Source organism: Exiguobacterium sp. s194, from assembly GCF_018618275.1.
In the GTDB taxonomy this organism is placed as follows: Bacteria; Bacillota; Bacilli; order Exiguobacteriales; family Exiguobacteriaceae; genus Exiguobacterium; species Exiguobacterium chiriqhucha.
In genome coordinates, this window is record NZ_JACSLT010000002.1 from 283,862 (window position 1) to 298,522 (window position 14,661).

Here is a 14,661-nt window from a genome sequence, read left to right on the forward strand (position 1 = left end):
AAATAATAAAGCGAGGCGGAAACAAAATCCGTTATAATGAGAGGGTAGCTAGACAAATATGGTTTCGGACGATGGAGGCTATCCTGTGATTGATTTTGTGAAGCAATTGACCAATGATCAGGCACGACGATTGAAAACCTATAAGAAACAAGTCGAACGCATCAACGCGTACGAGGAAACGATGCGCGCCTTAGACGATGAGGCGCTTCGCCAGTACGCGCTCGAACTGAAACAGCGGCTCACGGACGGTGCGGACGTCCGCGCCATCACGGAGGAAGGGTTCGCCCTCGTCCGCGAGGCATCCGTCCGGACGATCGGGCTCCGTCATTATGACGTCCAACTCATCGGCGGTCTCGCGCTGCTCGAAGGAAATATCGCCGAGATGCCGACCGGGGAAGGGAAGACGCTCGTCGCGGCTCTCCCGGCGTTCGTCAAGGCGCTCGAAGGGAAAGGCGTCCATGTCATCACGGTAAACGACTATTTGGCGATGCGTGACGCCGAACAGATCGGCAAGATCCATACGTTTCTCGGGCTCACAGTCGGACTGAACGTCCCGGAGATGGAGCTTGCTGACAAACAGGCGGCGTATGCGGCCGACATTACATACGGGGTCGGGACCGAGTTCGGGTTCGACTATCTTCGGGACCACTTGGTCGGCTCGCCGCAAGAACGCGTGCAGCGTCCGTTCCATTTCGCCTTGCTCGATGAAGTCGACAGCGTCTTGATTGACGAGGCGAAGACGCCGCTCATCATCGCCCAGAAGGATGAGTCACACGTCCGCTTGAAACGTCTCGCCCAAACCGTGTTCGGTCAATTGACGGAAGATGACTATACGGTCGACCTCGAGGCGCGCGCCGTCATGTTCTCGGATAAGGGCATCGAGAAGATTGAAGCGTTGTTCTCGGTCGACAACTTGTTTTCCGCCGAGCACCACGTCCTGTATCACTACATGATGCAGTCACTCCGGGCGAACGTATTGTTCGAGCGGGACGTCGACTATATCGTCCAAGAAGGCAAAATCGAGTTGATCGATTTGTTCACGGGCCGGGTCATGGAAGGACGCAGCCTGTCGGAAGGCCTCCATCAGGCGCTCGAGGCGAAAGAACAGCTCGACATCACCGAAGAGAACAAGACGACGGCTGAAATCACGATTCAACACTACTTCCGGATGTATCCGCTCCTCGGTGGCATGACCGGGACGGCCCAGACGTCACGCGAAGAGTTCATGAAGACGTATCAAATGGACGTCGTCCAAGTGCCGACGAACCGGCCACGTCTGCGTGAAGACTTGCCGGACCGCGTCTTTGACACGATCGCCCATAAATATGCGGCGGTCGGCCAAGAGGTCGCGGCCATCCACGCGACGGGACAACCGATTTTGATCGGGACGACCTCGATCGCCCAGTCGGAGGCCGTCAGCGAACAGCTCGAGCGACAGGGCATCAAGCATGAGCTGTTGAATGCGAAGACGGTCGCCCAAGAAGCCGAGATTATCGCCGAGGCGGGACGGCTCGGACGCGTGACGATTGCGACGAACATGGCCGGACGCGGGACCGACATCGTCTTAGACGAGACGGCGCGCGAACGCGGCGGCTTGTATGTCATCGGGACGGAACGACACGAGTCGCTCCGCGTCGACAATCAGCTCCGCGGACGGTCGGGACGCCAAGGCGACCCAGGCATGTCACGTTTCTTCGTCTCACTCGAGGACGACCTCGTCAAACGATATGCCGCCGAGCGGTTGAAACGTGTCGAGCACAAACTGAAGCCGGACGAGCACGGGGAGATTCGCCATAAGGAAGCAGGCGACATCATCGAATACGCCCAGACGACGATCGAAGGCGTCGGCGTATCGGTTCGCGACTACATGTTCAAACTCGACGACGTCTTGAACGAACAGCGCCGCATCATCTACTCGATTCGCGATGAGGCGGTCGATGCCAATGCGACAGCCATCTTGAACAACGTGCTCGCCATGATGCGCCTCGCGCTCAACGAGACGCTCGACCGTCATATCGACGCTGAGCTCGTCCCGGAAGAGTGGGCGACCGAGGCGCTCATCGAGGACTATGTCTATTTGACGCAACAGGCGCCGACATGGGACGACACGGTCGGAGACAAAGAAGAGTTGAAACGAGAACTCGCACCATGGATTGACGGAATCGTAACGACGGCAGAACAACGGATCGAGGGCTACCCGGAAGTCATCGCCTTCGCGCGGCAACAACTGCTCAGCCACCTTGATATCCGCTGGACGAACCATTTGACGACGATGAACGCCTTGAAAGAGGGCATCGGACTCCGCAGCTACGGCCAGGAAGACCCGAGTCGTCAGTTCGGCAAGGAAGGGCTCGAGATTTTCCAAGAGACGTATCTCGATATCGCCCGCGACGTGACGATTCAACTGTGCCAGCTTGATCTATATTTTGCGCAACGGGAAGAGGAGGGGCTGTGACATGTTCGGACTGTTGAAACGAAAGAAAGTCGAGACGATCATCCGCCAAGACGACGAGCGGGCGCTCCGCCTCGTGTTCGATGAAGGGATGGATATCTCGAAAGAAGATGAGTACGTGTTCCGTTATCATGCGACGACGCTGCCGCCGCTCGCGGACAACCAGTTGTCGATTGAACTGCTCAGTGCGACGAAGAACCCGGGCGGTCTGTCCGTGGTCGCCTTGTTCCGCAACACGGTCGCGACCGAGTTCTCGCTCGACGAGATCCCGGTGCTCTTGTTGAACGAACGCCGCGAACCGCTCGGCCAGAAGATGCTCAGTCGGATGGACTTGCCGTCGTTCGAGGCGATGACGAGTAAGCCCGTCTATCTCGACTTCTTCGAGGAGGAACTGTTCACCGATGTCGACGACCTCGACACCGAGTCGCTCCAACTCGCCTTCCAAATGAACCCGACGGCACCGCTCCAAGATATCTCCGACGCCGAACGGGACGCGTTCCCTGACGTGGCGTGGCATCGCCTGAAGCGGATGAACGTCCTCAGCCGTCCGGTCGCCGAAGGCCAGTTCGATTTGTTGCTCGTCCATCTCGACGTGACCGACACGGAAATCGGCGCCTCACTCCTCGTCCGGAACGGCTATTCCGAGCAGGCGCTCCAAATCCCGCGCCTCCCACTCGAGTTGATGCAGCGAGACGAGGTCGTCGGCCGAGCCGATGCCGTGCTCGCCGAGCCAATCTTGCCGAAACACGACTATCCGCTCCACGTCCGCTTCCCGCGGCCGGAAGGCGACAACGACGGACCGATCTCGATTCGCATCCGTTCGTGACGATATGACCATCCCCGATACGCGTCGGGGATGGTTTTTTAGGTCTAACGAACTGCTTGTGCGAAGTCTAGCCTCTGTACAAGTTCGACCAAAAAAATCTCGTGAAGCGAAGTCGTCTGTTCGGTTCCATCATACTGATTCGGACCTTTTCCATGTTCTCGGAAAGTCGTCTGAGACTAGACCTTTCTTTACCAAATTTTAAAGGAAATAGGGCGTTAGATTCATTAAATTGAGAGTCCGGCTATGGTATATTTAGTCCGCAATGCACACCACATGAATGGGGAGAAAAATCATGTCTAAATTTACGAAGATGGCCATTGCTACGTCGCTCATCGTCCCAACACTTATCCCGCTCCAACACGCGGCAGCGGAAGACGAGGACGTCGTCAAACTGCGCTTCTTGGAGACGACCGACCTACATACGAACATTACGAACTACGATTACTTCCAGGACAAAATCGATAACACGATTGGGTTGACGAAAGTCGCGACGTTGATTCAGCAACATCGCACGGACGCCGGAAAGCCGAACACGTTCCTATTCGATAACGGGGATACGCTTCAAGGGACGCCATTCGGGGATTACGTCCGCGAACAGCATCAGAAAGCACCAGGTGCGTTCGAACATCCGATGTATCAAGCGATGTCGGCACTCGAGTTCGATGCGGTCACACTCGGGAATCACGAGTTCAACTTTGGGCTCCAGTTCTTGTATGACGCGATGCAAGGGTCGAAAGGCAAGCTTCGCTTCGTCAACTCGAACGTGAAGGACTTGTCGGGTGAGCCAATCGTCTCGAAATATAACGAGGACGGACAAGAAGTCCAAATCATCGAACGCCAAGTCGTCGACGGGGACGGCGAGACACATACGATTAAAGTCGGTGTGTTCGGGGTCGTGCCGCCGAAAATCATGTCGTGGGACTCAGGGAACCTCCAAGGCAAGGTGACGGCAGATGATATGGTACCGGCAGCAAAAGCGGCCGTCGCCAAATTGAAAGAGCAAGGCGCAGACGTCGTCGTCGCGCTCGCGCACTCAGGCATCGGGGAAAGTGCGACACTCGCGGATGAACAATCAGACGGGGAAGAGAACGTCGGCTATACGCTCACGAAAATCGAAGGGCTCGACATGGTCATGACCGGTCACCAGCACGGTCGTTTCCCTGACGCGAACGGCATGTTCAAAGATTTCCCGCACGTGGACATGGACAAAGGCACGATCAACGGCAAGCCGGTCGTCATGGCGAACAACCAAGGGAAAGACCTCGGTGTCATCGACCTCGACCTCGAGCTCGTCGACGGCAAGTGGAACGTGCTCGACGCGAACGCGAAACTCGACACGGTCAAGGCAGACACACCGGTCGACCCGACGATTGCCTCGCTCATCGACGCGGACCATAAGGCGACGATTGAATACATCAACCGCCCGGTCGGTGAGATTCAAGACGACATCCAGAGCTACTTCGCGCTCGTTCGTGACGACGCGTCGGTCCAGTTCGTGACGAACGCACAAAAATGGTACGTCGAGAGAGAACTTGCGACGAACCCGGAGCTCGCGGCGTATAAAGAGCTTCCGCTCCTCTCGGCGGGTGCTCCATTCAAAGCGGGTAACCGTAACTTGACGGACGCCAGCTATTACACGAATATCCCAAAAGGCTCGATCGCATTGAAGAACGTGGCCGACCTATACGTCTTCCCGAACACGCTCGAAGTCGTCAAAGTGACAGGTGCGGACGTGATGGACTGGCTCGAGATGTCAGCCGGGGCGTACAAACAAGTCTCGGACACGAACGATGAGTTGCTCAACTTGGATTTCCGCAGCTACAACTTCGATATCCTCGACGGTCTCACGTATGAAATCGACGTGACGGGTCCTGCCAAGTTCGATGCAGGCGGGAAACTGATTGAGGAAAACAAAGATGCGAACCGCGTCAAAAACGTGAAGTACAATGGCAAGCCGATCACACTCGACCAAGAGTTCCTCATCGCGACGAACAACTATCGCGCCGGCTCGACATCGTTCCCAGGTCTCGGTGGCGGCAAGAACATCGTCTATCGTTCGGCGTATGAGACACGGAACGTCATCTCGGACTATATCGTCTCTGGCAAACTCGAATACAAAGCGGACGACAACTGGAAGATCGTTGCCGACGCGAAGCGGACAGCGAAGTTCGAGACGGCCGACGCCGGCAAACAGTACGTCGACTTGTACGAAGGCATCGAAGCGACCGAGACGACACGTGCAGATGACGCAAACCGCCTGTTCCGCACGTATACAATCGACCTTGATACAGCGGCGGTCGACCACGCCCTCACGGTGAACACGATCAAGCCAGGTGCGAAAGCGGTGACGGGCACGACGACGCCGAACGCGACGGTCACGCTGAAAGATGGCGACAAAGTGCTCGCGACAGCGAAAGCGGACAAAGACGGCAAGTACACGCTCGTGACGAAACCGCTCAAGCTCCGTCAATCGCTCACAATCGTCTCTGAACTCGATGGCGCGACGGTGACAGAAACGAAAGTCGTCGGTGCCGGCTTCGTCGGTACGCCGGCGCTCGCGTCGAAGTTGACGTACGCCAACACGAACGTCATTTCAGGAAAAGCGACACCGGAGACGAAGTTGACGCTCAAGCGTGACGGCAAGACAATCGCGTATGCGACGGCTGACAAGAACGGATCGTTCGAATTCACGAAACGGGCCGGCTTCATCTATGGCGACTATGAAGTTGTCGCCAAAGATGTGACGGGAACGGTCGTCAAAGCGAAGGCGTTCACGCTCAAGAAAGCGGCCATCGCGACACCGAAGAACACGAAAGGCGTGAAAGCCGGCACGAAAGCAATCATCGGGAAAACGACACCGGGAGCCGTCGTCGTCTTGAAAGACGCGAAAGGCAAACAAGTCGCCAAAGTGAAAGCGAGCTGGGCCGGAACATATACATTCACATTCAAAAAAGGTCTCGCCAAAGGAAGCTACGCGGTCATCGCGAGCGACTATACTGGCGCAGGGGTGAAGCAAGCGAAGTTCGCCTTGAAATAAGCGATTCAACCGAGACGGCGTCCCAAGAGGGCGCCGTTTTTTAGCGTTCGAAAAAGTGTCAAAAAAGTGAACGAAACCCCTTACAAAATTTTGGGAACTCCTGTATAATCAGTCACGTAAGCGTTTACATTATACGTGTAAAACAACGGGATTCATTTTTTCGGGGCCGACGGGGATTGGCTACATATGTACAAAAGGGGACAGCACACATGATTACATTTTTTATTGCCTTGGCGATTTTATTCGTCGGGTACAAAGTGTACGGCAGCTATGTCGAGAAGACGTTCGGCATCAAGGAAGAGCGGACGACGCCTGCCTATGCGTCACAGGACGGCATCGATTACGTGCCGATGGGGAAAAAACGGAACTCGATGATTCAACTGTTGAACATCGCCGGTGTCGGGCCGATTTTCGGACCGATCATGGGGGCTCTCTACGGACCGGTCGCGTTCCTCTGGATCGTCTTCGGGTCGATTTTCGCGGGAGCGGTACACGACTATTTGACGGGCATGATCTCGCTTCGTAACAACGGGGCGCACTTGCCGCAGCTCGCCGAGAAGTTCCTCGGCCGCTCGCTCCGCCACGTCGTCAACGGGTTCGCACTTTTGCTGTTACTCTTGGTCGGGACAGTATTCGTCACGTCACCGAGTAATATGATCAACAACTTGTTCGACGGCAATGCGACGACGCTCACGATCGTCATCTTCGCCGTGTTCGCGTATTACATCTTGGCGACGCTCCTTCCGGTCGATAAAATCATCGGACGCATCTATCCGTTCTTCGGGGCGCTCCTCATGATCAGCGCCGTCGGGATTGCTGTCAGCCTGTTCGCACAAGGCTACCAGATTCCAGAGATGACACTCACGAACATGCATCCGGATGGCTTGCCGATTTGGCCGCTCCTCTTCTTCACCATCTCATGTGGGGCGTTGTCTGGTTTCCACGCCACGCAGTCGCCAATCATCTCGCGGACGACGATGAAAGAAAGCAATGGCCGTGAAATCTTCTATGGCATGATGATCGTCGAAGCGGTCATCGCCATGATTTGGGCCGCGGCAGCCATGGCCATCTTTGAGCCAGGCGAATTGCTCGGGTTGATTCAAACGGGTACACCGGCACTCGTCGTTCAAGAAGTGGCGACACTCATGCTCGGCAGCATCGGCGGCACACTCGCCATCCTCGGCGTCATCGTCTTGCCAATCACGTCAGGTGACACGGCTTTCCGTAGCGCGCGGATGATTATTGCCGACTACATGAGCATCGCGCAGAAGAAATTCTCGTCACGCCTTTGGATCGCACTTCCACTCTTCGTGATCTCATACGCGCTCACGAACATGGACTTCCAGATGCTCTGGCAATACTTCAACTGGGCCAACCAGACGACGGCGGTCATCGCCTTGTTCGTCGGGGCGATGTACTTGTACATCAAAGGGCGCAACCACTATATCGCGCTCATCCCAGGGACGTTCATGTTGTATGCCGTCTGGTTCTACATTTTGACGGCACCGATCGGCTTCAAGATGGATGGGGTCATCCCGTACGTCATCGCCACCATCGGGACGATCACGTTGCTCGTCTTGTTCCACATGCGCGCGAAAGCGATGCGAGCACAAAATATGGAATGTGACGTTCCGGTGAAGGAAGTCGCATAATTCACAGACATGGGTCGCTTCGGCCCATGTTTTTATTTGCGTTGAAATCGGGAAATGACCATACTAGAGGAATAGATTTGAAAGGTGGGACCTGAATGGATCAAGAGAAGCTAAAAGACATGCTCCATGCCGATACGCTTGGAGAAGAGATTGCGAGCGCCATCACCCACGGGCTTGGCGTCATCTTCAGCATCGTCGCATTCGTTCTGCTTGTCATGACGGCAACCGAGACGGGAAGCACAGGTAATGTCATCGCGGTGAGCGTGTTCGGGGCATCGATGATTTTACTGTATCTGTTCTCGACACTCATGCATGCGATTCCACATCCACGGGCGAAGCGCGTGCTCCAAGTGTTCGACCATGCCGGGATTTACTTACTCATTGCGGGGAGTTATACGCCGTTCGCGCTCGTGTCGCTCAAAGGGACGCTCGGCTGGACGTTGTTCGGGATCGTTTGGGGCGTCGCCGTGCTAGGTATTGTCTGGAAGTTGTTCTCGACGGGGAAATACATGTGGGTGTCGAACGTGACCTATCTCGGCCTCGGCTGGATTTGTCTCATCGCCATCCGCCCGCTGTACGAGTCGCTCGGTCATAACGGCTTCATGTTGCTCCTCGCCGGAGGGATCGCCTATTCGGTCGGGATCATCTTCTACGTATGGCAGAAGTTGCCGTTCAACCATGCGATTTGGCACTTGTTCGTCCTAGCCGGAAGCGTGTTTGTTTTCCTTAGTATCTTGCTCTATGTGGCACCGAATACGGGCCTGTGAAACGGACGTCCTTCGGGGCGTCTGTTTTTTCTGAATAGAGGGAAATGAAATCCTGAAAACGATTACAAAATTACAGACGAATTGACGTTTGTATGTCATAATAATTTCAGACATCGTCATAGAGATAGATGGGTGTAAACGTAAGGGGGAAAATCAGATGGAAAAAGTGTTGCGCGATGGATTTATCTACATGTCTCAAAACAAAACACTCAACAGTTTGGCTAAAAAATACGGGCTTCGGTTCGGGGCTTCGCGCTTTGTGGCGGGGGAAGATTTTAAGACGTCGGTACCGACGATTCGCGAGTTGAACGCGAAAGGATTATCGGTCACGGTCGACCATTTAGGGGAGTTCATCACGACGGTCGCGGAAGCGAACGAGAACCGCGATGAAATTATCCGGGCGATTGAAATTATGGCAGAAGAGAAACTCGACGCCTACATGTCACTCAAACTGACGTCACTCGGATTCGACATCTCGGACGAGTTGATTGAAGACAACATGCGTCAAATCTTGACGACGGCTCAAGCGGTCGGTGTGTTCGTTGCTATCGACATGGAAGACGAGACACGCTGTGAGAAGACGCTCGACTTGTTCAAGAAGTTGAAAGCTGACTTCGACGGGCTCGGGACAGTCATCCAATCGTACTTGTACCGCTCGGAAGACGACATCAATCATCTCGCACCGCTCAAGCCGAACCTCCGGATCGTCAAAGGGGCATACAAAGAGCCGGCGACGGTCGCATTCCCCGAAAAGGAAGACGTCGACCACAACTACTTGAAGCTCGTCAAACTCCATCTTGCGAACGGGAACTACGCCTCTATCGCGACACATGACGACCACATGATCGATGCGGTCATCGAGCATGTGAAACTGAACAATATCCCACTCGACCAGTTCGAGTTCCAAATGCTGTATGGCATCCGGGTCGAGCGTCAACTCGAGCTCGTCCGCCAAGGCTATAAAGTCCGCGTCTACGTGCCATACGGCCGTGACTGGTATGGCTACTTCATGCGCCGCCTTGCAGAACGTCCGGCGAACGTCGCCTTCGTGTTAAAAGGAATGGTGAAGAAATGAAACAAGCACACGAGTTCAATTTGAACTCGTGTGCTTTTCTGTGTTCATATGTTTGTCGAGGATCCGCTCGACTTCAGTGACTCCATTTTTCATTTTCGGGATAATCAACGCCTCATCTTCTTCGTAATAGAGGAAGCGATGCGTCTCGTTCTCGTTCACTTTGAGAATGGATGTCCATGGGACTTGCGTCGTTCGATGGATGTTGCCACGAATGGCCTGCATCTCGACGTGGGTGTCAGAAAGCTGGAGCGTGACGACTTTGGGCCAAGTGTCCTGTTTGCTGAGGACACGACGGATTTGCCAAAGGGCGAGCGGGGCATGCAAATCTTTTAGCAACGGTCTGAGTAATAGCGCGAACAGCAGCCCGATTCCGACCGTAATCAATAAAAAGGCAATCGTCGACTCGGGGCGCGGTACGAGGAAGAATGCGGCTGCATAACCGAGAGCGAAAAGCGGGATGTTCATATATCTCAACCATGCGCTGCGAATTCGTTTATATTGATCGGAATGGTGAATCATGTCGTTTTGGAAAGCTAAAAAATCGTCAATCGTCAGTTTATACGTGGTGACCATTGCATCCACTCCTTTGTGATTCGTCATAATTACGTACTGATTGAATACCTTTGTCGCTTAGAGTGTGATGCCTAAGTGTTTTTGTAGCAGATCATTCATTCGAATTCGCTCCGTCTCGTCGAGCATCCGGTTTTGCTTCGGGACGATAATCGCTTCCGCCGCTTCAATAAATATATAGTGATGGGTCTCGTCCTCGTTCACTCGTTCAATCGCTTCCCACGCGACTTGAACCCGTTTGTTGACGGCATTGTGGAGCGAATTGACTTCAATCCCGTCCTCATGGATCGACAACGTGACATCACGTGGCCATTTCGAGTCCTGTCGAAGTATGGATCGCAACTGTCTCAACCTCATCGTGGAATACACTTTCTTGAAGAGCGGGAATAAGAGTAGCGCCGGCACCACAGCGGCACTGACGGCGAGTGCGATGATGACAGGGGCGGAAAGCGTTTGCGGTAAAAAGACAATCGCGAGGGCAAATCCGTAAAAGGCGGTCAGTAACATGAGTACAAGCGTGACAAGTATAGATTTTCGTTTATCGGGAACCGAGTTTTCGATGAAGTTCTTTTGTAACGTGAAAAAATCATCTTGTGTCAATCGATAATGAATCATCCATCATTGGCTCCTTTCTGTCGTCTAAATGACAAGCTAACGCCTGCAAATTACGCTAACATAGGATGGATGAATTTTCCATACAAAAGGCCCAGTGACTGAACACTGGGCCTGCGACAATATTATCCGTTGATGACCGTCCCACCGTTGACGTGCATGACCTGCCCGCTGACGTATGTCGAGTCGTCGCTCGCGAGATAGACGTAAGCCGGGGCGAGTTCCGCTGGTTGGCCCGGACGTTTCATCTCGGCCGAGTCACCGAACGAGGCGACTTTTTCTGCCGGGAACGTCGCTGGGATGAGCGGCGTCCAAATCGGACCTGGTGCGACGCCGTTGACGCGAATTTTCTTCTCGGCCAAGTTCTTGGCGAGCGAACGCGTGAACGCTGTGATCGCACCTTTCGTCGACGCATAGTCGATCAATTGGTCGTTACCTTCATACGCCGTGATCGACGTCGTATTGATGATGCTCGCGCCTTCGTTCAAGTATGGAAGGGCGGCTTTCGTCAAATAGAACATGCTGAAGATGTTCGTCCGGAACGTACGCTCGAGTTGGTCGTCCGAGATGTCGAGGAGCGACTCTTGTGGATGTTGCTCGGCGGCATTGTTGACGAGGATGTCCAAATGTCCGAACGTCTCAAGCGTCTGTTTGACGACGTCTTGGCAGAAGGCCGAGTCGCCGATGTCCCCTTGTAGTAACAGACAGGCTTGGCCGAGTTCCTCGATGCGCTCTTTCGTCGCCTCGGCGTCCTCGAGCTCGTTTTGATCTTTATAGACGATGACCGTGTTCGCGCCTTCGTGGGCGAAGAAGATGGCGACCGATTTCCCGATTCCCGAGTCGCCGCCTGTGATGATGGCCACTTTATCTTTTAGTTTATCGCTTCCTTTATAGCCTTCACGCTCATAGATCGGGAACGGCTCCATCTTCGAGTCGATCCCCGGTTGATGGGCTTGCTCTTGGCCGTCCTTCTTGAACGATTCAAAATCATGTCGGTTCCCCACTGTGTTTAAACGATTATCACTCATGTATACATTCCCCTTTCTAAAATTGACTCTTTGTGTCTATACCACAGTGACCGAGAAATAAATCGTCCTCAGTGAAATTGGAACGAATTTGAAAAATGAACGCTTGCGGATGAATTGTCATTCATTTATGATAGAAGAGTAAACACGATGGTGATTGCGATTTTTTTTACGCTTGAAATGAATCACTATTCATTCTCATTGAGGGGGGAACAATATGACGAGTCACATCGAACAATCAGCCGACCTCCGTTTGACGAGCAATATCCGTTTTGCGGTCGTCATCGGTTCAGGAGTAATGGGGGCGGGGATTGCGGCTCACTTGGCGAACGCGGGGATTCGTTCGCTCATGCTCGACATCGTACCACGTGAATTGACGGCGAAAGAAGAAGCGAAAGGGCTCACGCTCGAATCACCAGAAGTGCGGAACCGCATCGCTTCCGAGAACCGTCAGAAGCTATTGAAACAAAACCCGGCACCACTCGCGACAGCGGAGCACTTGAACTTCATCGACGTGGGGAACTTAGAAGATGATCTCGAGCGCTTGAAGGAAGCGGACTGGGTCATCGAGGTCGTCGTCGAACGGCTCGACGTGAAACAACAGCTGTTCGAGAAAATCGTTCCTTACATCCGTGAAGACGCGATTCTCAGCTCGAACACGTCTGGTATCTCGATCGAGGCGATGGCGAGCGTATTGCCGGAAGGCTTGAAGACACGTTTCCTCGGAACACACTTCTTCAACCCGCCACGTTATTTGAAACTGCTCGAACTCATCCCGACGGAGCAGACGGCACGCCCGGTCATCGATTTCATGGCCCGCTTCGCGGAGGACCGTCTCGGGAAAGGCGTCGTCGAGGCGAAAGACACACCGAACTTCATCGGTAACCGCATCGGTACGTACGGACTCCTCGTCACGTTCGAAGAGATGCTCAAGCAGAACGCCTCGATTGGCGAGATGGACTCGATCACCGGACCGCTCATCGGTCGGCCAAAATCGGCGACATTCCGTACGCTCGACGTCGTCGGCATCGATACGTTCGTCCACGTCGCTGGTAACGTCTATGAGACACTCGACGCAGGTGAAGAGAAGGACACGTTCGACGTCCCAACTGAAATGAAGACGCTCGTCGAGAAGGGCTGGATCGGTCAAAAGGCCGGACAAGGCTTCTATAAGAAAGACGGCAGAGTCATCCAAGAACTCAACCTTCACACATTCGAGTACGAGCAATTGAAAGCGATTACAGGACCGGAGCTCGATCAAATCAAATCGCTCCCGGGCTCGAAAGCGAAGTTGAAAGGTGCCATCTTGAACAAAGGACGCATCGGACAACTGCTCTGGCCGGTCACGGCGAAGACACTCGTCTACTCGGCTCGTCTCACAGGCGAAATCAGTGATTCGATCGTCGCTATCGATGACGCGATGAAGTGGGGCTTCGGCTGGAAGTTCGGACCGTTCGAGACGTGGGACGCACTCGGTGTCGAGAAGTCGGTCGCCCGCATGAAAGCGGAAGGTTATGACGTCCCGGCGTGGATCGACGAGATGCTCGCTGCCGGACACACGACATTCTATAAGGGAGACCAGTATTACGACCAAGCGTCACAGACGTACGTTGAGAAGACCGTCAACCCGAAAGAAGTGAAACTCGCGCCGCTCGCCAAATCGAACGGCATCGTGCTCGAGAACGGTGGGGCCCGCCTCATCGATATCGGAGACGACGTCGTCGCCCTCGAGTTCACATCACCGAACAACGCGATCGGTGTCGATATCATGCAGATGATTGAACAGTCAATCGACCTCGTCGAGACAGACTTCAAAGGACTCGTCCTCGCCAACGACGGCAAGAACTTCTGTGTCGGCGCCAACCTCGCGATGATGCTCATGGAAGCGGAAGACGAGAACTGGTACGAACTCGACTGGATCATCAACAAGTTCCAACAAGTCGTCCAGAAGATTCGCTACGCGGGTCGCCCGGTCGTCGTCGCGCCTTACGGCATGACACTCGGAGGTGGGACAGAAATCAGCTTGCCGGCCGCACGCATGCAGGCGGCGCTCGAGACATACATGGGTCTCGTCGAAGTCGGTGTTGGCCTCATCCCAGGTGGGGGCGGAAACGTCAACACGTACCGTCGACTCCTCGAGCAGACGCCGAAGTCGATGCAAAACATCGAGAAAGCGGCGCAACAGACGTTCGAAAACATTGCCATGGCGAAAGTATCGAAGTCGGCCTATGACGCGAAAGCGCTCGGCTATCACCGTCCGGTCGACGGAATCTCGATGAACCGCGACCACTTGACGTTCGATGCGAAACAGACGGTACTCGGTCTCGCTGACGGCTATACCGCACCGGTTCGTGAGAAGTTGCCGGTCGTTGGTCAAACGGGGAAAGCGACGCTCGAACTCGCGGCGTACGAGATGTTCTACGGTGGCTATATCTCTGAACACGATTTGAAGATTGCGAAAAAACTTGCCCACGTCATCAGCGGCGGCGATTTGGCATACGGCACGATGGTCGACGAGCAGTACTTCCTCGACATCGAGCGCGAGGCGTTCCTAAGCCTCATCGGGGAACCGAAATCGCAGCAACGGATGCAACATATGCTCGTCAAAGGCAAGCCACTTCGGAACTGACAAAAGGGGGACTTAA

At 54.3% G+C, this 14,661-nt stretch carries 10 protein-coding genes; 7 read left to right on the plus strand and 3 right to left on the minus strand.

Features of this window, described 5'->3' with window-relative positions; all coding sequences use genetic code 11:
- The first annotated feature begins 85 nt into the window (after positions 1–85).
- From secA2 to KNP85_RS03395, 6 genes are all read left to right on the plus strand, one after another.
- Positions 86–2,455, plus strand: coding sequence for an accessory Sec system translocase SecA2 (gene secA2 / locus KNP85_RS03370; protein ID WP_214801358.1), 2,370 nt, complete (start codon positions 86–88; stop codon positions 2,453–2,455).
- Between the two features lies 1 nt (position 2,456).
- Positions 2,457–3,278 carry an SLAP domain-containing protein gene (locus KNP85_RS03375; protein ID WP_214801361.1) on the plus strand — a complete coding sequence of 274 codons (822 nt, stop codon included), beginning with the start codon at positions 2,457–2,459 and terminating at the stop codon, positions 3,276–3,278.
- A gap of 292 nt (positions 3,279–3,570) precedes the next feature.
- Positions 3,571–6,315 (plus strand): bifunctional 2',3'-cyclic-nucleotide 2'-phosphodiesterase/3'-nucleotidase, encoded by a 2,745-nt coding sequence (locus KNP85_RS03380; RefSeq protein WP_214801364.1) that lies wholly within the window; start codon positions 3,571–3,573, stop codon positions 6,313–6,315.
- Positions 6,316–6,524: 209 nt separating this feature from the next.
- Complete coding sequence (locus KNP85_RS03385) at positions 6,525–7,967, plus strand: carbon starvation CstA family protein (protein WP_021065477.1); 1,443 nt, start codon at positions 6,525–6,527, stop codon at positions 7,965–7,967.
- A 95-nt stretch (positions 7,968–8,062) separates the two neighbouring features.
- Positions 8,063–8,734, plus strand: a complete 672-nt coding sequence (trhA, locus tag KNP85_RS03390; protein ID WP_029595081.1) for a PAQR family membrane homeostasis protein TrhA — start codon at positions 8,063–8,065, stop codon at positions 8,732–8,734.
- A gap of 157 nt (positions 8,735–8,891) precedes the next feature.
- Positions 8,892–9,809, plus strand: coding sequence for a proline dehydrogenase family protein (locus KNP85_RS03395; RefSeq protein ID WP_021065479.1), 918 nt, complete (start codon positions 8,892–8,894; stop codon positions 9,807–9,809).
- Between the two features lie 15 nt (positions 9,810–9,824).
- On the opposite strand, the gene KNP85_RS03400 is transcribed toward KNP85_RS03395, so the two are convergent.
- The 3 genes from KNP85_RS03400 to KNP85_RS03410 all read right to left on the minus strand — a co-directional run bounded on the left by KNP85_RS03400 (position 9,825) and on the right by KNP85_RS03410 (position 12,019).
- On the minus strand, positions 9,825–10,382 hold the full coding sequence (locus KNP85_RS03400; protein WP_214801366.1) for a YcxB family protein: 558 nt from the start codon (positions 10,380–10,382) through the stop codon (positions 9,825–9,827).
- Between the two features lie 57 nt (positions 10,383–10,439).
- Positions 10,440–10,994 carry a YcxB family protein gene (locus KNP85_RS03405; RefSeq protein WP_214799110.1) on the minus strand — a complete coding sequence of 185 codons (555 nt, stop codon included), beginning with the start codon at positions 10,992–10,994 and terminating at the stop codon, positions 10,440–10,442.
- 122 nt (positions 10,995–11,116) lie between these two features.
- Positions 11,117–12,019: an SDR family oxidoreductase gene (locus KNP85_RS03410; protein WP_214715906.1), complete on the minus strand. Its 903-nt coding sequence runs from the start codon at positions 12,017–12,019 to the stop codon at positions 11,117–11,119.
- A gap of 214 nt (positions 12,020–12,233) precedes the next feature.
- Here KNP85_RS03410 and KNP85_RS03415 point away from each other — a divergent pair, with 214 nt between their 5' ends.
- Positions 12,234–14,645, plus strand: a complete 2,412-nt coding sequence (locus KNP85_RS03415) for a 3-hydroxyacyl-CoA dehydrogenase/enoyl-CoA hydratase family protein (protein WP_214801369.1) — start codon at positions 12,234–12,236, stop codon at positions 14,643–14,645.
- Positions 14,646–14,661: the final 16 nt, after the last annotated feature.

What these genes read in the sequence shown, in the direction of transcription:
- KNP85_RS03375 (WP_214801361.1), top strand. Translation starts at nt 2,457, where the DNA reads ATGTTCGGACTGTTGAAACGAAAGAAAGTCGAGACGATCATCCGCCAA.
- KNP85_RS03380 (WP_214801364.1), top strand. Translation starts at nt 3,571, where the DNA reads ATGTCTAAATTTACGAAGATGGCCATTGCTACGTCGCTCATCGTCCCA.
- KNP85_RS03385 (WP_021065477.1), top strand. Translation starts at nt 6,525, where the DNA reads ATGATTACATTTTTTATTGCCTTGGCGATTTTATTCGTCGGGTACAAA.
- trhA (WP_029595081.1), top strand. Translation starts at nt 8,063, where the DNA reads ATGGATCAAGAGAAGCTAAAAGACATGCTCCATGCCGATACGCTTGGA.
- KNP85_RS03395 (WP_021065479.1), top strand. Translation starts at nt 8,892, where the DNA reads ATGGAAAAAGTGTTGCGCGATGGATTTATCTACATGTCTCAAAACAAA.
- KNP85_RS03400 (WP_214801366.1), bottom strand. Translation starts at nt 10,382, where the DNA reads ATGGTCACCACGTATAAACTGACGATTGACGATTTTTTAGCTTTCCAA.
- KNP85_RS03405 (WP_214799110.1), bottom strand. Translation starts at nt 10,994, where the DNA reads ATGATTCATTATCGATTGACACAAGATGATTTTTTCACGTTACAAAAG.
- KNP85_RS03410 (WP_214715906.1), bottom strand. Translation starts at nt 12,019, where the DNA reads ATGAGTGATAATCGTTTAAACACAGTGGGGAACCGACATGATTTTGAA.
- KNP85_RS03415 (WP_214801369.1), top strand. Translation starts at nt 12,234, where the DNA reads ATGACGAGTCACATCGAACAATCAGCCGACCTCCGTTTGACGAGCAAT.